Below are 24,909 nucleotides of genomic sequence, written 5' to 3'. Positions count from 1 at the left end.
CTGGGCACCCTGGCGACACTAGCCGCACGCCGCACCGCGCACTACGATGACTTCCAAGCAGGACCGTGGCGAGATTGGTCGCCACGGCTCCCGCGAGCGCATCCCTTACTGCTTCCACCGGAGAGTCATATGTCACAACGCTTGAATTACTTCCAGCAATCGCCGGAGCTGACAAAGAAACTCGTCGAGCTTGGCGCCCTGTTCCAGAAGACCACGCTCGAACAGCACATCCGCGAACTGGTGGAGATCCGTGCATCACAACTGAACGGCTGTGCGTTTTGCGTCGATATGCATATCAAGCAGGCCAAGATTCACGGCGAGCGTGAGCTGCGCCTGCACCATGTGGCCATCTGGCGCGAATCGACGCTGTTCTCGCCGCGCGAACGCGCCGCGTTGGCGTGGACCGAAGTGCTGACGAACCTGCCGGCGCATGGCGTGCCGGACGAACTCTTCGAGCGCGTACGTACCCAGTTCTCGGAAAAGGAGTTGTCGGACCTGACCTTCCAGGTCGGTGCCATCAATGCCTGGAACCGGCTCAACGTCGCGTTTCAGATGGAGCCCGGATCTGCCGACAAGATGTTTGGCCTGGACAAGGCTGGTCTGGAGTGATGCGATGAAGCGCATTCTTTCCGCCGCTGCTGCACTGGCCGTTTCGTGTGTGCTGCAGCAACCAGCCGCTATCGCTGCGGCGCCTGAGGTGAGGGTTACGCCGCTGACGACCGAAGCACTGCCCGAGTATCCCGGCAAGGAAGTGCAGATGATCGTCGTGGAGTACGCGCCGGGCGGGTACGACCCTGTGCATCGACACGATGCGCATGGCTTCATCTATGTGCTGGAAGGCAGCATCATCATGGGTGTGAAGGGCGGCAAGGAAGTCACGCTCAAGCCCGGTGACACGTTCCATGAAGGCCCGAACGACATCCATACTGTCGGACGCAACGCCAGCAACACCAAGCCAGCAAGGTTCGTGGTCTTCTTGATCAAGAACCAGGGCGCACCGATCCTGACGCCGGTGAAGTAATCGGCGCCATCAAGCCGGCAGGGCGCCCAACGCTCTCACGCGTCCGCCGCGCTATCCGTTCTCCATTCCGACCAATCCGATCTGCCAGCGCCTGACAGCCAGGCGCTGGCGTCGATCGTCCTGTGCATCCGAGATTGCGAGGTGATCGCCATGAAGCGAATCATCTTGATCGGGGGCGGCAAATTCACAGAGATACTGGAGTCCATCGTGAACGTCATGACATCAAAACCTAGCCGCGGCTGCGACGCTGTCGAACCGGTGGTCTGTATTGTCGATGACGATTCGTCCATGAACGATGCCCTGGCTGACCTGCTGCGATCTGTTGGCATTCGATCCCGCGCGTTTCTGTCCGCCGACGCCTTCCTGGCTGCGCTAGCGGCGCCAGTGCCGGGTTGCGTGGTGATGGACGTGCGTCTGCGTGGCGCCAACGGATTGGACGTGCAGCGCGAGATGATCCGACTCGGCGTCTGCCTGCCCGTGGTGTTCATCACGGGCCATGGCGACATCGAGATGACCGTCCGTGCGATGAAGGCCGGCGCGCTCGACTTCCTGTCCAAGCCGTTTCGCGACCAGGACTTTATCGACGCCGTGACCGAAGCGATCGCCGTCGATCGCAGCAATCGTATGGCCCTGCAATGTGGCGACGATCTGCGGGCGCGCTTTGCTACATTGAGCGGTCGCGAGCGTGAGGTGATGGCGATGGCGGTATCTGGGCTGATGAACAAGCAGATTGCGAACCGTATTGGCATCAGCGAGGTGACCATCAAGATCCATCGCAGTCGCGCGATGCGCAAGATGGCCGCTCGCACGTTTGCGGATCTTGTGAAGATGGCCGTGGAACTCGATGTGGTGGCGGATGGCGCTGCGTTGATGCCGCCCGCCGGCCATTTACGTGCGATGCCAGTCGCGATGGCCCAGGTGATGACCGCCTATTGACGGACAGCGCTTGCCTGGCTTTGCCCACGGGCGGCAAGCTCCGCTGCGACAACGTCCACAAGCCCATTTGCGCGTGGGTACTCGTCGCCCGAATCCGTGCCGGCCAGCCGGGAGCGCAAAAAAGCTGCCGCAGTTTCAAGGAATCTGCGGCAGCTTCATACCTATGCCCGGTCGCCTTGCCAGCCGCGCCTACATGATCACGGCTGGTGCTCGACTATCAGTCAGTAGTCCCATTGCACTGGAACGAACCGGAAACCCGCACCATTCTTTGCAATGTGACCGATGGATGGGAAGGCGACATGTGCTGCGGCCAGCAGTGCACCGGTCTCCGCAGCCTCGTTGAGCAGCGCGATACGCACGTCCACGGCCACTTCCGGCTCGTGCTCGAAGCCATTCTGCCAATCGGGATTCTCGAAGCCTACTTCGAAAATGGCGTCGCCTACGAATGTCAGCCTCTCGCCCTTCGATGCAACGTCCACGACGCAGTGCCCAGGGGTGTGCCCACCCGTCACGCGCGCCGACACACCCGCTGCGACTTCCACCGTCTTTTCGAACAGCACAAGGTTCTTGCCGTAGAGTTCCACGAACGTGGCAGCCGCCTTGCGCAGGGCAGGAGGGACAGCTTCCGGCATGACCGTCTTGCTGAAGTCCGGGTTTTTCCAGAATTCGACCTCTGCGGCCGCTACGTGAATGCGTACGTCAGGACGGAGCCTGGCCTTGACACCGTCGACGTTCAGCCCGCCGACGTGATCCATGTGCATGTGCGTAATCACGATATCGGTGATCGTAGCCAGGTCAATGCCTGCAGATTCCAGTCGCATCACCGACCGACCGGCGCGCGAGAAGTATTCAAATCCGTCACCTACGCCCGAATCGATCAGGATCAGGCGTTCGCCGCTTCGCACGAGCGCGATATTCAGTGCCCAGTCGAACATGTCACGTTGCAGAAAGCGGCTATCGAACCATTCGTTTCGATCTGATTGGCTCACATTGGTGGACATCGTGCTGGTGGGCAGCGGCAGAATGCCATCGCTGATCAGCACCACATCTACGTCGCCAACACGCACAGCGTAGCGGGATGGCACGAGTTCGCCAGAACCTGCTTTGCCAAGGTTGACGGTAACCGGCTGCACATTGCGGGTCGTTTCGCTCATTTTCTGAAGTCCTTCGAATGGGTGGATAAGCCGCAGGGCGCGGCAGGCATGGTCCGGTTTATTGCGCGGACGTCTTCCCAGACGGTGGCACGTCTTGTGCAACCATCGTTGCAAAGGAGTGTAGGCAGGAGGGGCCAGTGCCAGTAGATTCGCGCCGGCGTTCAGTATGTTGACCGAACGGAAACAATCGACGTCGGGTGGCAGCAGGGGGGGATAGATCGCCTTGCGAGAGGATTACCTGGAGGACTCGCGGCCAATAGCCAGCGCAGCGAGGCGTCGCAACCCAATCGGCGGCGTGCTCGATGTGGTGCGCAGTCTTGCTGGTATCCGGAGTGTCCAGCCTAATCCTGGTCGTCTGACGCGAGGGAATTCATTGATGACTGGCCGGATCGGAACGCCGTAAATCGCCAGGATTTGTTGATTGCCGCACCGTTTCGCGCGCCAGCGAAAGTCGCCGTGCAGGTGCCGGCAGCGATGGGCTGAGTGGGGAGTGGGAACACCATGGCTCGATACAGACCCGCGTCCTTGATGGCCGATGCAACCGAACCGGCCTTGGACTGCGCGGAATCAGCGGAACACCGACATCCGGGATTGTCGGAGGACCTTACATTGAAGTCGGCACGCTTCTCCAGGGTCGTGCCGTTCTTCATCTTCATGGTTTGAGCAAAGCCCATCATCGCCATGTGATGGGCTTCTTTTTGTTGAAATCCGAGTTTGGAAGCCCAGGCAGATGACTGACTTCAGGCGTTGGAAAGACCCAGAGTGCCTGTTATGTGGGATAGCCCACATAGCCGTAGTGCCGGGGTGCGTAGAGTCCAAAGTCCGTGTCGTGCTACATGCAAGTCACACGCTGAATGCTTGACTCCTGATACATATCGGTCGTTGGCCGGTATCCACCCTTTATCCGGTTGACGACAATGGCAAGAAACATGGTGCTCGTGACGGGCGCGCGCGGCTTCCTTGGCGGTTTCGTACTGCGACACTATGTGCGCGCCGGCTGGGACGTGATCGGGTTGGGCCGCGATGCGGCACCCGGGGCCGAGCCGGTGCCGGCCAGTGTGGCGTGGCACGCCGGCGAGGTGACCCTGGAGACGCTGACGTCGCTGGGCTTGCGCCCCGACCTGATTGTCCATTGCGCGGGCAGCGGCTCGGTGCCCGGGTCGTTCAGCGACCCGGCCGGCGACCTGCGGGACACGGTGCATTCCACGGCGGCGGTACTGGAATTCGTCCGCCAGCATTGTCCCGGGTGCGTGGTGGTGTACCCGTCCAGCGCGGCGGTGTATGGCAACGCCGCCGGCGCCCCGGTGGATGAAGACTCGCCGGTATCGATCCACGCGCCGGGTTCGCCCTATGGCACGCACAAGCTCATGGCCGAACAACTCTGCCTGTCGTATGGGCGCCATTTTGGCCTGTCGGTCGCCATCGTTCGGCTTTTTTCGATCTATGGCGAAGGGCTGCGCAAGCAGCTGTTGTGGGACGCATGCCAGAAGATCGAACGGGGCGACCACGTCTATGGCGGCACCGGCGGCGAGTGCCGCGACTGGATGCACGCAGAGGATGCTGCGCGCCTGTTGGCCGCCGTGGCGCCTTACGCCGAACCAGAATGTCCGATCTTCAACGGTGCCAGTGGCGAGCCCACCACAGTGCGTGACGTGCTGAACCTGTTGTATCGCGAACTGGGCGTACACGCGGCGCCACGCTTCTCGCAGCGCGCCCGCCCCGGCGATCCAACGAGCCTGCAGGCCGATACCAGCCGCGCGCTCGCCATTGGCTGGACGCCATCGATCGACCTGGAGCATGGCATCGCCCGCTATGCCCGCTGGTACGGTCAGGCCCTGCGCCAGGCTGTCTGAGCCCGGCGCGGTCCATTCAGCCGGGCGCGGGGGGCGATGCAAGCTCCAGCGCGGTGTGCAGCGTATCGGCCAGCAGGTCGGCCTGCGCCTCGCTGAAGACCATTGGCGGGCGGATCTTGAGGATGTTGGCATGCGGGCCGGTGGCGTTCAGCAGCACACCTTCGCGCCGCATGGTATTGACCACGTGCTGCGCAAGCGCGGTGGCCGGCGTCTTCCGCGTATCGTCCACCAGCTCTACACCTACGAACAGGCCCGCACCACGTACGTCGCCAATGCGCGCGTCACGCGCGGCAAGCTGACGCAGACGCGTGCGCAGATGCTCGCCCACCTTGCGCACGTTGGCGCCGAGCTGCTCCCGTTCGATGACATCGAGCACGGCCATGCCCGCCGCTACGGATACCGGGTTGCCGCCGAACGTGTTGAAGTAGCGGCATTGGCGCGCAAACGGCGCCAGCACATCGGGGCGCACGGCTAGACCGGCCAGTGGATGACCGTTACCCATGGGCTTGCCCATGGTCACGATGTCAGGCACCACGCCGTGCCGCTGGAACCCCCAGAACGCATCGCCGGTACGACCCAGTCCGGGCTGCACCTCGTCGGCAATGAACAGGCCGCCTGCCGCACGTACGGCATCCACGGCATCGCGCAGGAACCCGGGTGGATCGGTGTAGATGCCGTCGCTGGAAAACACGGTGTCCACCAGCAAGGCCGCCGGACGCATGCCGTGCGCGCGCAAGTCGTCGATCGCGCCGCGCACGCCGTCTGCAAATGCCACGCCGATCTGGTCTGGCGCCACGCGATAGCTGTCGGGCGCCGGCACGGTACGCACATGCTGGCCGAGCGTGATGTACTGACCCAGAGACGGCGATGCTACCGCAATCGATTCGGTCACGCCATGATAGGCAAAGCGCGTCACGATGAGTCCATCATTCCCGGTGCATGCGCGCGCAATGCGCATGGCCAGGTCATTGGCTTCGCTGCCGGTGCAGGTGAACATGGCGTGCCCGAGATCGGCGGGCATCGTGGCCAGCAGCCGCTCCGCGTAGTCGAGCACGGCCCCATGCAGGTAGCGCGTATGCGTATTGAGGACAGCAGCCTGGCGCGCAATCGCCTCCACCACGTGGGGATGGCAATGACCTACGGCGGCCACGTTGTTGTAGGCGTCGAGATAGCGACGCCCGTCGGCGTCATGCAGCCATGCCCCTTCACCGCGTACGATATGCAGCGGTTCTTCGTAGAAAAGCCGATAGGCTGGACCGAGCAGTCGCGCTCGACGCGCCTGCAGGGTCTCGTTGCGGGAATCTTTGGACATGCGGGGTCCTCGGTCAGGCGCGCAGTCGCGCGAAGAGCGCCGCAATGGCGTGTTGGCGATCGATGGCATCGCAGGCGGCCAGCCGTGCCCACGAGATGGCGTTGTTGCGCAGCAGGTAGTCGGCATTGGCCGGTTCGCGCGCCGCGCGCCAGCCGCTGATGGCCACCACCATCAACAGGCGCGCCTGTATCAGGTCGAACAGCAGTTCCACTTCTTGCGGTTCCAGTGGCAACACTGCGTGATAGGCGGCCACAAATTGCGACAGCGCGTCGAGCGTGTCGCCATCGGCATCCACCTGATAGGCCGCAGCTACGGCAAGATCGTTGACCAGCGGCGCGTGCACCATGTCGCCAAAATCGAGAATGCCCGCGATGCGATCGTGATCGTGGGCGTCCACCAGCAGGTTGAAGATGTTGAAGTCGTTGTGGACGGGCTGTGTGCGCAAGGCCTGCAGGCGGGGCTTCACATGCGTGACGAATCGGTCCAGTGCCCGCTGCGCCAGCGCGTGCCGCGCAGGATCGGCGATGCTGTCCAGTAGCGGGGCGATGCTGTCGGCACGCTGGATGTCCCACGGCAATTCCAGCGCGCCGGCCGGATGATGGAAATCGCGCAGCGCCAGATCCAGCCGTGCCAGCATGGTTGCCAATGCCTTGGCCTGCGCGGCAGAGCGTCGGGCCTTGGGCAGCGGCTCGCCTTCCAGATAGCTGAACAGACGTGTCACTCGCATGCTGCCATCGGGCGCCTGGGCCAGCACCGAAGCCTCGCCAACGGTCGTCGGCAGGATGCGCTGCACCGGCAGGGTGGGGTCGCTGCGCGCGATATGCAGCAGTGCTTGCGTCTGGAAGTCCGCCACGAGCGGGGTCTCGGCCGGGTGGGAGATCTTGAGCATATAGCGCGGCTGCGCCGCACCGCCGCCCGGCGCCAGCAGGAAGTTGCGGTCGCGTTCGCCTGTCAGTGCGCGCAATTCGCCCGACATGCCCCAATGACGCGCCAGCAACGCGTGTGCCCATTCCAGCGGCGCGGCGGGCGACGTTGCATTCAGCACCGCGGATGCCGGGGCTTTTGCGCGACCACCCTCGGCGGGCGCCATGATGACCGCGCTCATGCCGCACTCACGAAGCCGCGCAGCGCGCTGGACAGGTTTGGCCCGAGATCCTCGGACAGATAACCGCCTTCCTGCACGAGGACGGTGGGAAGTCCGAGCCTGGCGATGGCGGCGGTAATGCGCGCAAAGCCCGGCGTGGTGACCGCCAGTGCCTGATACGGGTCGCGTTCATGGGCGTCCAGCCCGAGCGCGACGACCAGCGCACCGGGCGCGTAGGCGCGCAGAATGTCCATCACACGCGCCAGCGCCGCCAGGTAGGCTTCATCGCCAGTGCCCTTGGCAAGCGGCACGTTGATGTTGTAGCCCAGCCCTTCGCCATCGCCGCGCTCGTGCGCATGCCCCGTGAAGAATGGCGTGAATAGATGCGGATCCCCGTGCAGCGAAATGGTCAGCACGTCGCTGCGGTGGTAGAAGATGCCCTGGGTGCCGTTGCCGTGGTGCATGTCGATATCGAGGATCGCCACACGGTCATGCGCGCGCCGCAAGTGCTGTGCCGCAATCGCGCTGTTGTTGAGGTAACAGAAGCCATTGGCGCGATCCACGTAAGCATGATGGCCGGGCGGGCGGCACAACGCGTACGCGGCACGTTCGCCGCCCAACACCAGTTCGGCAGCATGCACGGCCGAGTTCGCGGCGCCCACCGCTGCCCGCCATGTGTGCGGGCCGATCGAGCACGCAGCGTCGCCCATGTGATAGCCAGCCTGGCCCACCACGCTATCGGGATAGGTGCAGGGCTGTCCCGGGAACGGATGAATGTTGGGCAGCACCTCCTCGGAAGCGTCGGGCAGCAGCTGCCAGCGGTCGTAGACGGTTTCCAGGAAGCGCAGGTATTCAGGCGTGTGGATGGCCGCACGGGGGCCGGGACCGTGGTCATCGGGCGCAATGACGTCGTAGCCGTCCGCCCGCACGGCGGCCAGCAGCCGCTCGGCGCGTTCGGGCTGCTCGTTGCTGCGCTTCATGCGGCCGCGCACGATGAACGCGCGGGGGTCGTGATCGATGTGCTCGTTGCTGTAGACGACTTTCACAGGACAGACTCCATGGTGGGCGCCTGGTTGGCACCATGCTTGGTCATGAAAACATTGCGGACGTGCTTCCAGCCGTCCTCGATATGAAATCGCAGGGCGGCGGTGGCGGCGTCGACATCCCGGGTGCGCAGCGCCACGGCAATTGGCCGGTGCGTTTCGGCCACCGCGCGGGGATCGTGATAGACGCTGTCGATCACTGCCACGACCATGCGGATCTCCGTCAGCATCTGGGAGAACACCCGGTGCAGGTACGCGTTGCCGGACAGCTCGCAGATGGCCGTATGAAACGCGAGGTCGCGCGCCACGCGCTCGATCTGCGGCAGCGATTCGGCGTCGCGCACCATGTCGTCGACCATCGCGATCAGCTGGTCCAGGCCCGCATCGGAGGCCTGTTTGCAGGCCAGTGACGCGGCCATCAGTTCCATGTTCAGCCGCACCTGGAACAGATCGTCGATTTCCCGGACCGTTACGGTGCGCACGGCAAAGCCGTGGCGCGGCTTGGCTACCAGCACGCCCTGGCGCTCCAGGCGTCGTGCGGCTTCACGCACGGGCGCGCGGCTTACGTTCATGCGCCGCGCGATGTCGGCCTCGACGATGCGGCTGCCTGGAGGCAGGCGGCCTTCGATAATCGCTTGTGTCAACTGCGCCTCGACGGCCGCAACCAGGTCGACGGCTTCGATCGACGCAAACGGAGAACTGGAAGACATGGCGTTGGAAGGGCTAGACATGAGATTTCCTCGAAAGGGATGCCGGCTGGCTGCGCAGGGCCAGGTAGCCGCCGGAGAGCATGATCATGCCGATGCCGGCCAGGGCGATACCGTCGGGCGGCCTGTGGAACACAAAAGTGCTGATCAGCACTGCCAGCAGCAGCTGGAAATAGTTTAGTGGCGCCAGCGTGGATGCGGTGACACGCCGGAATGCCGCCAGCAGCAACAGTTGCGCCACGCCGCTGCAAGCGCCGCCCGCCAATATCAACAGCAGCGTGGGCCACGGCGGCAAGGTTTGCGGCAGCATCAGCAACGCGGGAATGCCCGTAAGCAACAGACACACGAGTGCCGTCCAGCCGTACATCACCGCGCCTGAGACCTTGCCCGCGAGCTGGCGCGTCAGCAACTGGAACAAGGCATAGCAGACCGCCGAGATCACCATCAGCACGGTGCCCGCCAGCGGCAGGTTGCCGCCAGGCCGCACAATCAGCAGCATGCCGCCAAAGCCCGCCAGCACCGCGCACCACTGCGTGCGCCCCACGGCCTCGCCGAGCAGCGCTGGTGACAATGCCACCATCATCAACGGGGCCGTGAAGTAGATCGCGGTGGCTTCGGCCAGCGGCATGGTCACCAGCGCCGCCATGAAGCACGTCGCCACAATGCCGAGCGCCAGTCCGCGAACCAGCAGTCGCCCCTTGCATGGCGTGCGCCATATGCGAAGCTCGCCGGCCTGCACCAGCCACAGCATGGCGATGGTGCTGACGCTGATATAGCGCGTCAGGTTCATCAGCGGCGCGGGCACGTCCTGCAGCATCCATTTGCAGAACGCGTCGTAGCATGCAAAGCACACCAGCGCGCAGAAGAACAGCGCCACGCCCTGCCGGCGGGTGTTGACGGCTTGCGTGAGTGCGATGGCGGAAGCCGGCGACTGGCTCATGCATCCATCTCGCGCGTAAAGTCGGCCATGGCGCGGTCGAACCGCTCGAACAGGTCATCGATCTGGGACGGCGTGATGATCAGGGGCGGGCAGAACGCCAGCGTGTCGCCCATCGCACGCACGATCAGACCGTGCTGTTGTGCGAGCTGCGCCACACGTGGCCCCGCCTTGAGGGTCGGGTCGAACGACTGGCGCTCAGCCGGCTCGCGCGCCAGTTCCACGGCACCCAGCAGCCCCACGCCACGCACTTCGCCCACATGGCGATGGCCGGCAAACGCGCGCAGCGGTTGCTGGAAATGCGGCGCAATGGCCTGCACGTGCGCCAGGATCCGGTCGTCCTCATACACGCGCAGCGTTTCCAATGCCACGGCAGCGGTCACGGGATGCCCGGAGTAAGTGAAGCCATGCCCGAACGTGCCGATCTTGCCGCTGTTGGCAGCAATCGCCGCGTGGATCGTCTCCGACACCATCACTGCGGAGATCGGCATGTAACCGGACGAAAGCGCCTTCGCCGTGGTCAGGATGTCCGGCTGCATGCCGAATGTCGTGGAGCCGAACATCTCGCCCGTGCGGCAGAAGCCGCAGATCACTTCGTCGGCGATCAGCAGCACATCGTGCCGTCGCAACACCGCCTGAATCTCCTCGAAGTAGCCTTCGGGTGGCACGATGACGCCGCCAGCGCCCATGACCGGCTCCGCAATGAACGCCGCGACGGTCTCCGGGCCCTCGGAGACGATCTGCGCTTCGAGCTCGCGCGCCAGGCGGCGCGAATAGTCGCGCTCGCTTTCCCCGGACTGCGCACCGCGATAGTGGTGCGGGCATGCGGTGCGCAGGATGCGGTCGATCGGCAGATCGAAGTCCCGATGGTTGCTGGGCAGACCGCTCAGGCTGGCGGCGGCCACCGTCACACCGTGGTAGGCATTGCTGCGGGCAATGATCTTCTTCTTGAGCGGCTGGCCGATGGCATTGTGGTAATACCAGACCAGCTTCACGGCAGTGTCGTTGGCTTCGGAGCCGGAGTTGGCGAAGAACACCTTCGACATCGGCACCGGTGCCAGCGACAGCAGTTTCTCCGCCAGGCGGATGACGTTGGGGTTCGAGCGGTGATTGAACGTGTGGTAGTACGGCAGTTCGCGCAGGGCGGCCACACCGGCTTCGATCACGCGCGCATGGCTGAAGCCGAGCGATGCACACCACAGGCCCGACATGGCCTCGACATAGCGGCGGCCCTGGTCATCCTCGACGTGGATGCCGTCACCCCGCGTGATGACGAGCGGACCCACATCCGGGTGCGCAGCCAGGTTCGTGAATGGATGCAGATGCGCGGCGATATCCTCGCTGGCCAGGTCGGTGGGCAGGTCGCTGGGTTCGATGTGCGGAGGCAGGGCAGCGTTCATGTTGGGTGGGGGCTCAATATCCAAGTTTGGGGTTGACGACGGCGGTGGGATGTTCGCCGCGTTCCAGCGCGTCAAGGTTGTCACGCGTTTGCCGCGCAATCGCAATGGCTTCGGTGCGCGCCGCGATATGCGGCGTGACGACAATGCGCGGGTGGCGCCAGAAAGGATGGCCGGCTGGCAACGGCTCCTGGGCGAACGCATCGAGCGTGGCGGCACTGAGCGTGCCGTCTTCCAGCGCGCGCAGCAGATCGGCCTCTACCAGATGGCTGCCGCGCCCGACGTTGATGAGATGGGCGCCTTTGGGCAAGCGTCGAAACAACTCGGCATTCAGGAAGCCTTGCGTCTGCGGCGTCAGGGGCAGCAGGCATACGAGCGTGTCGCAACCCTGCAGGAAGGCGTCGAGCCCTTCGGGGCCGTGGAACGATTCAATGCCCTCGGGCAGGTCGGACTTGGCGGAACGGCTCCAGCCGCGTACGCGATAGCCGATGCCGCGCAATGCCTGGGCGCACGCCACGCCTAGCGTGCCGAGCCCCGCAATGCCTACGCAATGGCGGCCTGGTGGCACGATGGGCTGCTCTTGCCACTGCGAGGCGGCTGCGCTTTCCAGATAGTGGCCCATGGACCGCTGCCGGTGGATGACCGCCCATGTCACGTATGCGGTCATAGTGCCGGCCATGTCGGTGTCCACGATGCGGCACAGCGCTGGTGTCTGCGGTAGATGCGGGTCCGTGTGGAAATGGTCGATGCCAGCCCCCAGTGACTGTACGAGCTTGAGATGGGGCATGCTGGCCAGTACGTGTGGCGGGGGATACCAGCACACGGCAGCGTCCACATCGTCAAGCGCGCCGAGGTCTGCACCGAAGCGCAGGTCCACGTCTGGCATGACCTGACGGAAGGCGGACGCCAGGTACGACATGTCCAGCACACTGCTCAACAGCGCCACGCACCGGCGCTTTTCCGATGCGGTCACGGCGGGAAGGGCGCTCATGCGTAGCCTCCTGCGCGGGCCGCCATCGCTGGCGCGGGCGGTGCGTACGCCTCGGCACCGGGTGCCCACACTGCACCATGACGCTCGGCTTGATGCGCCACATCGGGTGTGTCTTGCGCAGGCTGCGCTTCGCGCGACAGCTTTGGAATGGCGTCGATCAGCTTGCGGGTGTAAGCGTGTTGTGGATCGCCGAGGACGCGTGCCGTGTCGCCATATTCCACCACTTCGCCACGTTGCATGACCGCGATCTGGTCACACATCTGTGCGGCCACGCGCAGGTCGTGAGTGATGAAGACCATCGCCAGCTTGAACTCCTCGCGCACCGTGGCGAACAATTCCAGCACCTGCGCCTGCACCGACACGTCCAGGGCGGAGACGGGTTCGTCTGCCACCAGCAGCTCCGGTTGCATCGCCAGCGCCCGGGCAATGCCGATGCGCTGGCGCTGGCCACCCGAGAACTCGTGCGGATACCGTTCGGCGGCCTCCGGTCCCAGTCCAACCAGTGCCAGCAGCGAAAGCGTTCGCGCCATGGCCTCGGCCCGTGGCACGCCCTGGGCAATCGGCCCGGAGGCAATGGCTGCGCCGATGCGGTGACGAGGATTCAGCGATGCATACGGATCCTGGAACACCATCTGGATCTTGCCGCCGGAGCGTTGCATCAGGCTGCCGCCCTGCGGCAGGTTGCGGCCGTTGAACACGATGCGGCCGCTGTCGAACGGGGCCAGGCCGGTGATGCAGCGGCCCAGCGTCGACTTGCCCGAACCCGATTCACCGACCAGTCCCAGCGTCTGGCCGCGCAGCAGTTCGAGATTGATGTTGCGCGCGGCTGGTACTTCGCGCCCGCGCCGGAACAGGCTGCCGCCGGTGCGGTAGGTCTTGCACAGGTCCTGCACCTGGAGCACGCGATGGTATTCGGCATTGGCGGCATCGACCTGCGGTTGACGAACCTCGCCGCCGGGGATGGCAGCCAGCAGCTTGCGCGTGTAGGGGTGCTGCGGCGCGCCGAGCACGCTGGCAGCCGGCCCGGCCTCCACCACCTGACCCGTTTGCATCACCACCACCTGATCGGCAATCTCGGAGACGACGCCGAAGTCATGCGTGATAAACAGCACCGCCATGCCACGCTTGCGCTGCAGGTCGCGAATCAGCGCCAGGATCTGCGCCTGCGTGGTCACGTCCAGTGCCGTGGTGGGTTCGTCGGCAATCAGCAACCTGGGTTGCAGGATCATCGCGCAGGCGATCATCACGCGCTGTCGCTGTCCGCCAGACAGGCGGAACGGAAAGCTGTCGTAGATCAGTTCCGGTTCGGGCAGCCCCACGTCGGCCAGCGCGGCCACGATACGCTGGCGCTTTTCCGCCGCACCGAGGTTCAGGTGCGCGTCGAACACTTCGGCCAGTTGCTCGCCGATGCGCATGACCGGATTCAGCGCTGTCATCGGCTCCTGAAAGACCATGGCGATCTGCTGGCCGCGCAGGCGACGCAGTTCCGGCTCGCCGAGCGTGAGCAGGTTCTGCCCATCGAGCAGGATTTCGCCGGCCACGGGTTCCACGTGCGGGCGCGGCAGCAGCCCCATCACGGCATTGGCGATCATCGACTTGCCCGAGCCGGATTCGCCGACCACGCACAGGGTCTGTCCAGCGTGCAGCGTCAGCGAGGCTTCGGTGACGGCCAGTGCGCGGTCGCCGCCCTCCGGCAGGCGGATGCTGAGCCCGCGGATATCGAGCACCGGCGCGGTGTCTTGCTTGGCGTTGTCAGTCATGTGGTTCACCGTCCCTTTCTGCGCAGGCGCGTGTTCAGCGCATCGTTGAGTCCTTCGCCGACCATGTTCAGCGCCAGCACCGTCAGCAGGATGGCCACACCGGGAAACACGGCCATCCACCACCCCTGGCGCAACACGGTGCGCGCGGAGCCCACCATGTAGCCCCAGCTCATGTGATTGGGGTCACCCAGGCCCAGGAAACTCAGGCTCGATTCCAGCAGAATGGCCGTTGCCACCATCAGCGATGCCATCACGACGATCGGCGACATGGCGTTGGGCAGAATCTGCGTCACGATGATCCGCAGGGTCGACTGTCCGGCCAGCTGTGCTGCTGCTACGAAATCGCGCTGGCGCAGGGTCAGGAACTCGCTGCGTACCAGGCGGGCCACGGGCGGCCAGGACACGATGGCAATAGCCACGACGATCGACAGGATCGAGGGCTCGAAGATCGCCACCAGGACCAGCGCCAGGGCAAAGCTTGGCACTGACTGGAAGATTTCCGTGAAGCGCATCAGCGCCGCATCGATCCAGCCGCCGAAGTAGCCGGACACTGCACCGAGCGTCACGCCAATCAGCAGCGAGACGAGCGTCGATACCAGGCCGATCAGCAGCGATACCCGCGCGCCGTGAATCACACCGGCCAGGATGTCGCGTCCCATGGTGTCGGTGCCCAGCGCGAAGCCGGCCTCCTGCATCGGATGCAGGAACGGTTGCTGCACCATGTCCCATGGGTCGTTGCCAGCCATCAGGGGCCCGAAGATCGCCAGTACCGCCACCGCGGCCATGACCGCCAGGCCCAGCACCGCAGCCTTGTTGTGGCAGAAGCGCTGCCAGAAGGATTGGTTGGTTTTCATGGTTGTCATTGCATCTCGATACGCGGATCGACCAGGGTGTAGACGAAGTCCGTGATCAGGTTGAACACCACGGCCATGGCGGCAGTGACCAGGAAGCAGCCCAGCAGCAGGTTGTAGTCCCGTTGCAGCAGGGCATCGAACATCAGGCGGCCAATGCCGGGCCACGCAAACACCGTTTCGGTCAGCACCGCACCACCGATCATCCCGCCGGCCTGGATGCCAGCCAGCGTCACCACTGGCAGCAGGGCATTGCGAAGAATGTGTGCGCGCTGGATGCGGCCCGGACGCAGCCCTTTGGCGCGCGCGGTCTTCACGAAATCCATCTGGGCCACTTCCAGCATCGATGCGCGCGTCATGCGGGCGTAGACCGCCATGTAGAACAGCGCCAGCGTGAGCGATGGCAGGATCAGGTGCTGCGCGATATCGGCCACGCGCGCCATGCCATGCAAGTCCGCGCCCACGGTGAAATAGCCGAAACCGGGCAGCCATTCGAGTTGCACCGAGAACAGCAGCACCGCCATCATCGCCAGCCAGTACAACGGGGTGGCATAGAACAGCAACGCGAACGTGGTGATGGCGTTGTCGGTCAGGCTGCCCGCGCGCCGGCTGGCCCACGCGCCCAGCGCCACGCCGAACAGCACCGACAGTACGAACGCTGTACCTGTCAGGAGCAGCGTGGCCGGCAAGCGTTGCACGATCAGGTCCAGCACCGGTTGCTGCTGCCGGTACGAGAAGCCGAGGTCCAGTTTCGCCACGTGGGATAGGTAGTTGCCAAGCTGCACCGGCAGTGGGTCATCGAGCCCGAACTGCGCGCGCAGCTGGGCCACGAACTGGGGATCGGAGGCGCCGGCTTCGCCGGCCATCACCGAGACCGGATCGCCGGGGGCGGCCCGGATCAGCAGGAAGTTGACGGTGGCTATGACCAGGATGGCAAACACACCCTGGACGAGCCGGCTGAACATGCGCTGGGTACGACTCATGACGGAACTCCAAACGAGGTACGGGGGGCTGGCGCCATCAGGCCATCCAGGCACGGCCAAGGCTGTCGTTGAGGCCGATGCCGGAGCTGATCGGGTTGTTCAGCCGCGCGCGGAACAGCGTCGGGAAGTTCAGCTCGTGCATCCACACCACGGGCATTTCGTCGAGCAGGATCTTCTGCACTGCCTTGTAGATCTCGGCGCGCTTGGCTGGATCGAGTTCGCGCGAGCCCGCCGCGAAGAGTTCGTCCACCTTCGGGTTGCGATAGCCTTCTACGTTGTTGAACGGCGACCCCTGGGCGATGTTGTCGGACGTGTAGTTGCGCGCGACGCCCAGCGCCGGATCGCCATACTGGTAGACGTACGTGAACGCCAGGTCGTAGTCCCACTTGTTCAGCCGTTCGATCCAGCCGGCTACGTCGGTCGGTGTCATCTCGATCTTGATGCCGGCCTGCTGCAGGTTCTGCCGCACGATTTCCGCCGAACGCGTCCATGTCTCGCCGTAGGGCAGCGGCAGCAAGCGCAGCGTTTCTCCCTTGTAGCCGGATTCGGACAGCAGCTGTTTGGCCTTGGCGAGATCGCGCGGATATTTGGCGACGTCGGTGCTGTAGAACTTGATGTGGCTGTTGAAGGGGCCGGTGGCGGTCTTCGCATAGCCTTGCCACGCGACCTTGGCGATAGCTTCGCGGTCGATCGCGAACGCCATCGCCTGGCGGAACTTCACGTTGCCCATCACGCCCTTGCGATGGTTGACCCACAGCCAGGAGTGCGGTGCGAAGAATTCCCAGCCTTTGGTCGAGGTCTGCACGCCCGGCAGCTTGGCCAGGCGCGGCACATCGAAATATTCGACCGTGCCGCCCGGTACCAGGTCCACCTTGCCCGATTCAAATGCGGCGGCCCGCGCTGCGGCATCGGGAATCACATGGAAATAGACCGCGTCGACCAGCGGCACGTCCGGCTCGTGGTACTGCTCGTTGCGCACGAGCTGGATGTACGAACCGCGCACCCATTCCTTGAACTTGAGCGGACCGGTGCCGATGGGCCGGGCATTGGCCGGGTTGGTCAGGAAGTCCGTACCGTCGTAAATATGCTTTGGCACCATCGGCATGGACCCCACCTCGAAGATATTGAGGAACGGGCCAAACGGATACTTGAGCTTGAACTCCACCGTGTACGGGTCCACGGCGCGGATCGAATCCACGACGGCCAGGTTGGCGCGCAGGCGGGCGTGGGTCTTGCGCAGGAAGACATCGGCGGAGAACACCACGTCGGCCGAAGTGAACGGCTTGCCGTCATGCCACGTCACGTTGCGCTTGAGCTTGAACGTATAGAGCGTGCCGTCCGGGCTGATGGTCCACGACGTGGCCAGCGAGGGGAGGGGCTCGATCTTTTCGGAATAGCGCAGCAGGCCTTCGTAGATGTTGCCCGAGATCAGTTGCGTGGGGCCGTTCTGCGTGATGCCGATCATCAGGCCGGACGGCTCCGGCTGCACCAGCGCGTTGATCACGCCGCCTTTCTTGCCTTGCGCGAGCACGTGGAATGGCACACCGGCCAGCGACAAGCCACCTGCGGCGGCACCCAACTTGATCAGTTCGCGACGATTCATGACAAATCTCTCCTGGGGGCAGAATTTCTGGTGATGCGAATTGGCAGGGCGAACGCGGCCCGCACCGCGCGACGGGCGCGGTGTTCTAATCGATCGATGAATTCAGGCGCCACGCGTCTTGCGGCGCCGTGTGGCTATGCGCGGTACGAGGCTTCCGTCTGCGGCGCCAGACGCTGCAGCAGGGCGCGCCATTCCCGTGCGTACGGGTCGGGGGCACCGGGCAGCCGATTGGTATCGCCACTTTCGTATTGGCGTGCCGTCCGTTCGCGGATTTCGGCGGGCACGACGTACTCGGGTTGGCCGGTTGACTGGATGGCGACCTGCACGCGGCAAGCGCGCTCCAGGTTGTGCATCAGGATGAAGGCTTCGGCCACGCTACGGCCCAGCGTGAGCAGGCCGTGATTGCGCAGGATCAGCGCGCGTTTCTGCGGGCCCAGATCGGCCACAAGCCGCTCGCGTTCATCGAGGTCGAGCGCGATGCCTTCGAAGTCGTGATAGGCCACGCGATCGTGGAACTGCAGCGCCCACTGGTTGGCCGGCTGCAACCCGCACGCCAGCGACGACACCGCAACGCCGGCCACGGTATGCGTGTGCAGCACGCACGCCGCGTCATGGCGGGCAGCGTGCACGGCGCTGTGGATGGTGAAGCCGGCGGGATTGACGTCGTATCCGGGCGGCGCGCTGATGATGTTGCCGTCGAGATCGATACAGACCAGTGAAGATGCCGTGATGTCGCGGAACAGCGTGCCGAATGGGTTGATCAGGAACCGGTCGTGTGTACCCGGCACGCGCGCTGAAATATGGGTGTAGATGCTGTCGTCCATGCCGTACAGCGCTACCAGCCGATACGCGGCGGCCAGGTCTTCACGGACTTGCCGTTCTGCGGACGGTATGGAATGGAGGGGAAGTGCGGAGACAGTGTTGCCCATAGGTTTCATGATCCTTGCTGGTTGGAAGGCACGACGCTCGGGGACATCTGGTTTCTGTCGGCTGTCGACAGTTGACATTGCAAAGTTATATGCAAGGAGCAGGCCACAGGCAAGGTAGGGACAACCCCGCAGGTCGCAAGCCTGAAGGGAAACCATTGATTTACTGAGGAATTATTTTTTGATGCCCGGCCGATTGGATGAAATCGGGCCAAACCACGCACCGCAGGCCGCGCGCAGTTGGTGCGCGTTTTTGATGCGAAAGCCCGATTCCCTGGTGCGCAACGTCAAAAAGGGTGCGGCAAAAATGCGGCGCATAGGCGACACCGGGCGCCGGAGCGTTACTTCAGACCGGCTTGGGCGCACTGCAGCAATAAGATGCTTTCATTGCTACGCCTGGGGTGCCGGACCATGGCTCCATGGTGGAGTGCAACCGTTCGGCCTGGAAGAAAACCGACGAACTCCCATTCGACCTCGCCGGCGAACAGCGCCATCCGGTCTCACTCGGGTTTTTCTGGGGCGTCCTGTGGCTTCAACCACGTACGCCGCGTCATCTCCGAATCCAGTACAAGCCGGCCATGCACCCGACCGTTCATACGGGTGACGAAATGCGTGCACTCTTCCATATGCGCCGACATCAGTGCACGTACCTTGTCGGTATCTCGCGCACGGGCCGCTTCCAGGATACGGCGGTGAAATGAAACATTCGCTGCGCCAAAGCGCTCATGCTCGCACGCTGGGGTTTCGTTTCCAAAAACAACGAGTTGCCGCAGCATTTCGTTGATCAGCTGGCAGCAAAAACGCAGCATCGGGTTTGGATTGGCTGCGGCGAGGATGTCATGGAACGTCAGGTCTTCCTGGCGTTGGTCGAGCATCTGCGATTCGGCTGCGGCCTTCGAGGCCGGATCGCATAGGTCGATGGTGCGTTCGAGCGCCCGGAAATCGTCTTCCGTCAGATGGGGAATCGCGCCTGCTGCGAGCTCCGGCTCGAGAAGCCTGCGAATGGTGTACACGTCCGAAATTCCCACATCCTTGAAGAACAGGTAGTTCTGCATGAGCTGGAACGTACGATCCAGCGGGACCTCGACAATCGTGCCGCCACCGGTAGGCCCCGTGGACACACTGATCAGGCCTTGCACCTCCAGAGACTTCAGTGCCTCCCGGATCGTGCTTTTGCTGACCGAGAACATCTGTTGAAGCTTGACCTCGTGCGGCAGCTTGTCACCGGGTCGGAGGTTGCGTTGGGTAATCAGCCTCTTCAGCTCTTCGGCAACCAGGTCCGCGCGCTTTTGCTTGCGGATGCCGATGGTGCCTTCCTTGGCCTCGCGAAACATCGTCGACATTGCCCAATCCTTGGTGAGTGCCGGACGCGTTTGGCGTGTCCGGATTTGCTGCGCGCCATTCTAACCAGCGTCGCCAGGCGTTCGCATGGCGAAGGCGTGGCAGTCCGAATCGGAGCGGCGTAAATGGGCAGCCCGCGCAATCGAGGCTGCGTAAACCCTGACCCCCGGTTCATTGACAAGCCGTTCTCGTCCTTCCTAAGATGATTCTATTCTATTTATCATCATAAATAGGATAAACAAGATCGACCTGCCTCTCGCTGTGTCGGCGCCAGGAGGCGGCACATGTGGAGTCTGTCCAGGTGGCATTCGGGCCACTCAAAGGGCTGCTTCACCGCACAATCCCCATCTACGAGGAGTGAGCCGTGAACCGTCGTGATGTGCTGAAGTTGGCTGCGCTGTCGGCAGTCCCAGGTGTAGTGACCTACTCACGCACCGCCCTTGCCGCAGGCGAAGCCATCGAGCTGGGGTGCCCGGTGCCGATGTCCGGCCCGTTTGCCGCAAACGGCAAGTTTGCGGATCTCGGGATGAAGCTTGCGGTGGAGCAGTACGGCAAGGTCCTTGGACGTCCGCTGCAGTACAGCGTCCTCGACACGGAAGGCAAGCCCGCCACGGCCGTCAGAAAGGTGCAGGAGCTGGCGCAGCAGAAATCGGCGCGCTATTTCGCCGGCGGGATTCTCTCCTCCGAATCGCTTGCCATGGGCAAGGAAGCGGAGAAGCTCGGCGGGGTCTTCGTGACGACTGCAGGCGCCGACGAGATTACGGGCAAGGACTGCAATCGTTCGACCTTCCGGTGGTCCGTGCCCACATATGGCGCGATCGAGCGTACCGTGCGTCCGCTGATCGACGCGATGCCTAAGGCAAAACGCTGGTACACGATCACGCCCCAGTACGTGTTTGGCGAAGGGCTCCTTGCTGCAGCAAAGGCCATCTTCAAGGAAAAGGGCATCGAGCACGTCGGCAACAGCTATCACGCGCTGACCGAGAAGGAATTCAGCGGATATCTCACCAACGCGCTGGCCGCCAAGCCGGATGTGCTGCTGATCCTTAATTTTGGCTCGCAATCCTCGGACACGCTTCGACAGGCCGTGAGCTTCGGCATGAAGAAGAACACGACGATCCTCGTCGCATGGGCGTCTGGGCTGGAGCAGTTCGAGTCGCTGGGCGCGGATCTCTGCGAAGGCGTCTACTTCGGTGCGCAGTACTGGCACGGTGTGGATACGCCCCTGAACCGCGATCTGGTGAAGCGCGCCAACGATAAATTCAAGGCCAATCCAAACTACAGCCTGGCAGGTTCGTATATCTGCACGAAGATACTGGTCGATGGGATGATCAAGGCTGGCACTGCCGATCCCAAGGCCGTCGTCGCCGCCCTGGAAGGGCTGAAATACGAGGGTCTGACCGGCCCCGAAGAAATTCGTGCCGGTGACCACCAGGTCCTCAAGAACTACTACCTCCTGAAAGGCAAAGCCAAGTCCCGCATGAAGGACAAGGATGACTTTGCCGAAGTCGTGAGCGTTGGGAAAGCATTCCTGCCGCTCGACCAGACGCAGTGCAAGATGGCATAAGCCGCCGCGCGAAGCTGCGGCGGTTCTGACCGCAGCCCCCCCAGTTCAATACGAGCCACCGGGCTGCGCCGCCGCAGTCTGGCGGCCGCACTCATTCGCTCGGTTTATGAACGTCTATCTGCTACAGGTGATCAATGGCGTCGGGATCGGCATGCTCTACTTCCTGCTGGCAGTGGGGCTATCGATTGTCTTTGGACTTCTGCGCTTTGTGAACTTTGCCCATGGTGCCTTCTATGCGCTGGGCGCCTATCTCTGCTTCCAGGCCCTCCAGTTCGGCCTGAACTTCTGGGCCGCGCTCGTACTGGCCCCGGTGCTCATCGGCGCGCTGGCATGGCTCACCGAGAAAGTCATGCTGCGCTACGTCTACGCGCAGCCCCACGAATTTCATATTCTCATTACCGTCGGACTGGCGCTGGCCATCCAGGAACTCATCATCGTCGGATGGGGGCCGCTTGGCGTGGACGTCCCGCCGCCAGACGTGCTGCAGGGCGTCGTGATGTGGGGCGACTTTGTCTACCCGAAGTACCGGCTCTTCGTGATCGGATTCACCGCGCTCCTGGCGATGGCCCTCTGGTGGCTGCTTGAGGGCACGCGCATTGGCAGTGCCGTTCGCGCCGGCAGCGAATCGACAGAAATGGTGTCGCTGTTGGGCATCAACGTGTTCCGGCTGTTCAGCCTGATGTTCGCGCTCGGCGCCGGCACCGCAGCCATTGCAGGTGTGCTGGCGGCGCCCATCCGCGGTGCCGAGCCGTTCATGGGTGTGGAGGCGTTGGGGGTGGCGTTCATCGTGGTCGTGGTGGGCGGCATGGGCAGTTTCGCCGGTGCACTGGTGGGCGGGCTCCTGGTCGGGGTGGTGCAGAGCCTGATGAGCACGCTCTGGCCGGAAGGTGCGCGGCTCATGATTTATGTGGCGATGGCTGCGGTACTGCTGCTGCGCCCGCATGGTCTGCTGGGGAGGGGATGATGATGGCGTCAGGCAAACAATGGCTAATCCGCTACCGCTACTGGTGGCTCGCGCTCGGTATCACCGTGTTGCTCCCCCTGATGATGCGTTCGGGGACGCTCGCGACCGAAGTGCTCATCTACGCCATGGCGGCCATGGCTTGCAATCTCCTGCTGGGATACACCGGCTTGCTGTCGTTTGGCCAGGGCATCTTCTTTGGGCTCGGCAGCTATGCGGTGGGCCTCGCATTGACGCGGTTTGGCGGCCTGCCGATGCCCGTCGCGCTCCTGGGCGCTGCCGTAACCGGTGCGCTGGCCGCGGGGTTGGTGGGATGGTTCTCCATTCGTCAGCGCGGTACCTACTTTGTGATGCTGACCCTGGCGTTCGCGCAGATGTTCTATTTCATCGCGTATACGGCGCCTGGTCTCACCGGTGGCGACAACGGCCTGCTCGATATTCCCCGGCCACCGATCGCCATTGGCGGGCATGCCCTGATCGACCTGACCTCGTCCTGGGGATTCTACGGCTTCGTGGCGGTGCTGTTCCTGATCGTCTTCGCCCTTGTCCTGCGCGTCACGGAGTCTGTCCTCGGTCGCACGCTACTGGCGATTCGCGACAACGAAGAGCGGGCACTGGCCGTGGGCTATAACGTCCGCGCCTTCAAGTTGTTGGCGTTCGTGATCTCTGGCGCGGTCACGGGTTTGGCCGGTGCGTTGCACGCCATGCTGACAGGGATTGCCCCGCTGGCAAACATCGACTACCACGCCAGTGAAATGATCCTGATCATGACGGTGATCGGCGGGACCAGCAACATCTTCGCCTCTGTCCTCGGCGCTGCATTCTATGTGCTGCTCGCGGACTGGCTGTCGACACTCTGGCCACGATGGCTGATGTTGCTGGGCTTCCTTCTCATTGCCGTCAGCCTGTTCATGCAACGCGGGCTGTGGGGTCTCGGCGCATCTGTCGCTATGCGCCTGCGAGGCGTGCGGAGCGCGGCGGCCACCCAGGAGGAGCGCGCATGACTACACCGATCCTTGAGGCGACGGGTATCGTCAAGCAGTATGGGAAGTTCATGGCGCTGGGCGGCGTAGATCTTCGCGTGATGCCAGGGACCATCCATTCGGTGATTGGCCCAAATGGCGCTGGCAAGACAACGCTCTTCCACATGCTCACCGGAACCCGACCTGTCAGTGCCGGGCGGATCGTGTTCGAGGGCAAGGATGTCACGGCCGAGTCCGATTATCAGCGGGTGCAGCGCGGCATCGCGAGATCCTTCCAGGTGACGAGTCTGTTTCCCAACCTGTCCGTCCGGGAAAACCTGCGGCTGGCCGCGCTCGGTACGGCGCCCAGGAAGGCCATGAGCGGCTGGCGCTTGCCGACTGGTGAACTGGCCTGCACCGAAGTCGTGGACCAGGTGCTGGACCGGCTCGAGCTTTCGCACGTGGCAAATGCCGCTGCCGGCGTGCTTTCGCATGGTCAGCAACGTCGCCTGGAAGTGGGCATGGCGCTGGCAGCGCGCCCGCGTGCGGTGTTTCTCGATGAGCCAACTTCCGGGATGGGTGTGGACGACCTGGGCGCCATGAAGCGACTGATTCGCGGTCTGGTGCAGGACCATACCGTTGTACTCATCGAACACAACATGGATATCGTGATGGACATCTCCGACACCATCACCGTGATGCAGCAGGGCAAGGTCCTGATGGAAGGGGCGCCCGCCCACGTGCGCGGCGACCCACGTGTGCGCGCCGCCTATCTCGGCAATATGATCACCGGGGGCAAGGCATGATGCTCGATGTACAGGATATTCACGGCTACTACGGCAAGAGCCATGTGCTGCAGGGCGTCTCGCTGGCCATCGGCGATGGGGAACTGGTCACGCTACTGGGCCGGAATGGCGCCGGTAAGTCGACGACGCTGAAAGCCATTGCCGGGATCGTGGCCCCGCGCGGTGGGCGCGTGCTGTTTCGGGGCAAGGACGTGGCGGGCATGGCGCCGTTTCGCATTGCGTCGCAAGGCCTGTGTTTCGTGCCGGAGCATCGCGGCATTTTCAAGTTGCTGACCGTCGAGGAGAACCTGAAGCTCGCGGCGAAGAAGGCGTCTCCCTGGCAGCTTGACGATGTGTACCGGATCTTCCCCCGTCTTCGCGAGCGACGCAGCAATGGCGGCGCACAGCTTTCCGGGGGAGAGCAGCAGATGCTGGCGATCGGACGCGCGCTGATGAATCACCCGCGCCTGCTCATGCTCGATGAGCCGGTGGAAGGCCTGGCGCCGGTCATCGTCGAAGAGATCGTCGCGCAACTCAAGGTCATCAAGGCTGCGGGGGTTCCCATTCTCCTCGTGGAGCAGAACCTGGAAGTCTGCATGCAACTGGCCGATCGTCATGTCGTCATCGAACAGGGCAAGGTGGTCTACACCGGCAGCAACGAAGCGTTCCGCCAGGACGATGCCGTCAAGGACAAGTACCTCGGCGTCGGTCTCGCGGTTTGATCTGTTATCGCAC

24 protein-coding genes are annotated in these 24,909 nt (G+C 63.6%); 9 read left to right on the top strand and 15 right to left on the bottom strand.

Features of this window, described 5'->3' with window-relative positions; translation table 11 throughout:
* Positions 1–129: 129 nt before the first annotated feature.
* From A9J21_RS06860 to A9J21_RS06845, 3 genes are all read left to right on the top strand, one after another.
* On the top strand, positions 130–609 hold the full coding sequence (locus A9J21_RS06860) for a carboxymuconolactone decarboxylase family protein (protein WP_066733205.1): 480 nt from the start codon (positions 130–132) through the stop codon (positions 607–609).
* A 4-nt stretch (positions 610–613) separates the two neighbouring features.
* Positions 614–1,021 carry a cupin domain-containing protein gene (locus A9J21_RS06855; protein WP_066733203.1) on the top strand — a complete coding sequence of 136 codons (408 nt, stop codon included), beginning with the start codon at positions 614–616 and terminating at the stop codon, positions 1,019–1,021.
* Between the two features lie 150 nt (positions 1,022–1,171).
* Positions 1,172–1,957, top strand: coding sequence for a response regulator transcription factor (locus A9J21_RS06845; protein ID WP_231906839.1), 786 nt, complete (start codon positions 1,172–1,174; stop codon positions 1,955–1,957).
* 221 nt (positions 1,958–2,178) lie between these two features.
* On the opposite strand, the gene A9J21_RS06840 is transcribed toward A9J21_RS06845, so the two are convergent.
* Both A9J21_RS06840 and A9J21_RS32250 read right to left on the bottom strand, forming a co-directional pair.
* On the bottom strand, positions 2,179–3,111 hold the full coding sequence (locus A9J21_RS06840; protein ID WP_066733193.1) for an MBL fold metallo-hydrolase: 933 nt from the start codon (positions 3,109–3,111) through the stop codon (positions 2,179–2,181).
* Positions 3,112–3,452: 341 nt separating this feature from the next.
* The gene (locus A9J21_RS32250; RefSeq protein ID WP_066733191.1) at positions 3,453–3,794 is read right to left on the bottom strand and encodes a hypothetical protein; all 342 of its coding nucleotides are present in this window, start codon (positions 3,792–3,794) and stop codon (positions 3,453–3,455) included.
* 246 nt (positions 3,795–4,040) lie between these two features.
* Here A9J21_RS32250 and A9J21_RS06830 point away from each other — a divergent pair, with 246 nt between their 5' ends.
* A complete protein-coding gene (locus A9J21_RS06830) occupies positions 4,041–4,964 on the top strand; it encodes an NAD(P)-dependent oxidoreductase (protein WP_197497468.1) in 924 nt (307 codons plus the stop codon).
* A gap of 16 nt (positions 4,965–4,980) precedes the next feature.
* Here the strand turns inward: A9J21_RS06830 and A9J21_RS06825 are convergent, their stop codons facing one another.
* From A9J21_RS06825 to A9J21_RS06765, 13 genes are all read right to left on the bottom strand, one after another.
* A complete protein-coding gene (locus A9J21_RS06825) occupies positions 4,981–6,276 on the bottom strand; it encodes an aspartate aminotransferase family protein (protein WP_066733187.1) in 1,296 nt (431 codons plus the stop codon).
* 13 nt (positions 6,277–6,289) lie between these two features.
* Entirely contained in the window at positions 6,290–7,381 is a 1,092-nt protein-coding gene (locus tag A9J21_RS06820) for a phosphotransferase (protein WP_231906838.1), read from the bottom strand.
* The gene (locus A9J21_RS06815) at positions 7,378–8,406 is read right to left on the bottom strand and encodes a histone deacetylase family protein (protein WP_066733186.1); all 1,029 of its coding nucleotides are present in this window, start codon (positions 8,404–8,406) and stop codon (positions 7,378–7,380) included. The genes A9J21_RS06820 and A9J21_RS06815 overlap by 4 nt, the downstream gene beginning before the upstream one ends.
* Positions 8,403–9,134, bottom strand: a complete 732-nt coding sequence (locus tag A9J21_RS06810) for a GntR family transcriptional regulator (protein WP_066733185.1) — start codon at positions 9,132–9,134, stop codon at positions 8,403–8,405. Before A9J21_RS06810 ends, A9J21_RS06815 begins: the two co-directional genes overlap by 4 nt.
* Positions 9,127–10,050: a DMT family transporter gene (locus tag A9J21_RS06805; protein ID WP_066733184.1), complete on the bottom strand. Its 924-nt coding sequence runs from the start codon at positions 10,048–10,050 to the stop codon at positions 9,127–9,129. Before A9J21_RS06805 ends, A9J21_RS06810 begins: the two co-directional genes overlap by 8 nt.
* Positions 10,047–11,447: an aspartate aminotransferase family protein gene (locus tag A9J21_RS06800; protein WP_066733183.1), complete on the bottom strand. Its 1,401-nt coding sequence runs from the start codon at positions 11,445–11,447 to the stop codon at positions 10,047–10,049. Before A9J21_RS06800 ends, A9J21_RS06805 begins: the two co-directional genes overlap by 4 nt.
* Positions 11,448–11,460: 13 nt before the next feature.
* Positions 11,461–12,435, bottom strand: a complete 975-nt coding sequence (locus tag A9J21_RS06795; protein WP_066733182.1) for a glyoxylate/hydroxypyruvate reductase A — start codon at positions 12,433–12,435, stop codon at positions 11,461–11,463.
* Positions 12,432–14,195, bottom strand: a complete 1,764-nt coding sequence (locus tag A9J21_RS06790; protein WP_066733250.1) for an ABC transporter ATP-binding protein — start codon at positions 14,193–14,195, stop codon at positions 12,432–12,434. Before A9J21_RS06790 ends, A9J21_RS06795 begins: the two co-directional genes overlap by 4 nt.
* A 5-nt stretch (positions 14,196–14,200) precedes the next feature.
* A complete protein-coding gene (locus A9J21_RS06785) occupies positions 14,201–15,049 on the bottom strand; it encodes an ABC transporter permease (protein WP_404851349.1) in 849 nt (282 codons plus the stop codon).
* A 5-nt stretch (positions 15,050–15,054) separates the two neighbouring features.
* Positions 15,055–16,029: an ABC transporter permease gene (locus tag A9J21_RS06780; protein ID WP_066733179.1), complete on the bottom strand. Its 975-nt coding sequence runs from the start codon at positions 16,027–16,029 to the stop codon at positions 15,055–15,057.
* A gap of 37 nt (positions 16,030–16,066) precedes the next feature.
* Positions 16,067–17,632, bottom strand: coding sequence for an ABC transporter substrate-binding protein (locus A9J21_RS06775; RefSeq protein ID WP_066733177.1), 1,566 nt, complete (start codon positions 17,630–17,632; stop codon positions 16,067–16,069).
* A 134-nt stretch (positions 17,633–17,766) separates the two neighbouring features.
* Positions 17,767–18,561 (bottom strand): class II aldolase/adducin family protein, encoded by a 795-nt coding sequence (locus A9J21_RS06770; RefSeq protein WP_197497467.1) that lies wholly within the window; start codon positions 18,559–18,561, stop codon positions 17,767–17,769.
* A gap of 497 nt (positions 18,562–19,058) precedes the next feature.
* The gene (locus tag A9J21_RS06765) at positions 19,059–19,901 is read right to left on the bottom strand and encodes a FadR/GntR family transcriptional regulator (RefSeq protein ID WP_066733173.1); all 843 of its coding nucleotides are present in this window, start codon (positions 19,899–19,901) and stop codon (positions 19,059–19,061) included.
* Between the two features lie 362 nt (positions 19,902–20,263).
* On the opposite strand from A9J21_RS06765, the gene A9J21_RS06760 reads away from it, so the two are divergent.
* The 5 genes from A9J21_RS06760 (at position 20,264) to A9J21_RS06740 (ending at position 24,896) form a co-directional block, all read left to right on the top strand.
* On the top strand, positions 20,264–21,466 hold the full coding sequence (locus tag A9J21_RS06760; protein WP_066733171.1) for an ABC transporter substrate-binding protein: 1,203 nt from the start codon (positions 20,264–20,266) through the stop codon (positions 21,464–21,466).
* Between the two features lie 106 nt (positions 21,467–21,572).
* Entirely contained in the window at positions 21,573–22,430 is an 858-nt protein-coding gene (locus tag A9J21_RS06755; protein WP_066733169.1) for a branched-chain amino acid ABC transporter permease, read from the top strand.
* Positions 22,431–22,432: 2 nt separating this feature from the next.
* On the top strand, positions 22,433–23,431 hold the full coding sequence (locus A9J21_RS06750; RefSeq protein ID WP_066733247.1) for a branched-chain amino acid ABC transporter permease: 999 nt from the start codon (positions 22,433–22,435) through the stop codon (positions 23,429–23,431).
* Entirely contained in the window at positions 23,428–24,195 is a 768-nt protein-coding gene (locus A9J21_RS06745; RefSeq protein ID WP_066733164.1) for an ABC transporter ATP-binding protein, read from the top strand. Before A9J21_RS06750 ends, A9J21_RS06745 begins: the two co-directional genes overlap by 4 nt.
* On the top strand, positions 24,192–24,896 hold the full coding sequence (locus A9J21_RS06740) for an ABC transporter ATP-binding protein (protein ID WP_066733162.1): 705 nt from the start codon (positions 24,192–24,194) through the stop codon (positions 24,894–24,896). Before A9J21_RS06745 ends, A9J21_RS06740 begins: the two co-directional genes overlap by 4 nt.
* Positions 24,897–24,909 lie beyond the last annotated feature (13 nt).

The sequence above is a fragment of the Cupriavidus sp. D384 genome (assembly GCF_001652915.1).
In the GTDB taxonomy this organism is placed as follows: domain Bacteria; phylum Pseudomonadota; class Gammaproteobacteria; order Burkholderiales; family Burkholderiaceae; genus Cupriavidus.
The sequence above is the reverse complement of the archived record's forward strand: the minus strand, read 5'-3'. Positions and strand labels throughout refer to the sequence as shown.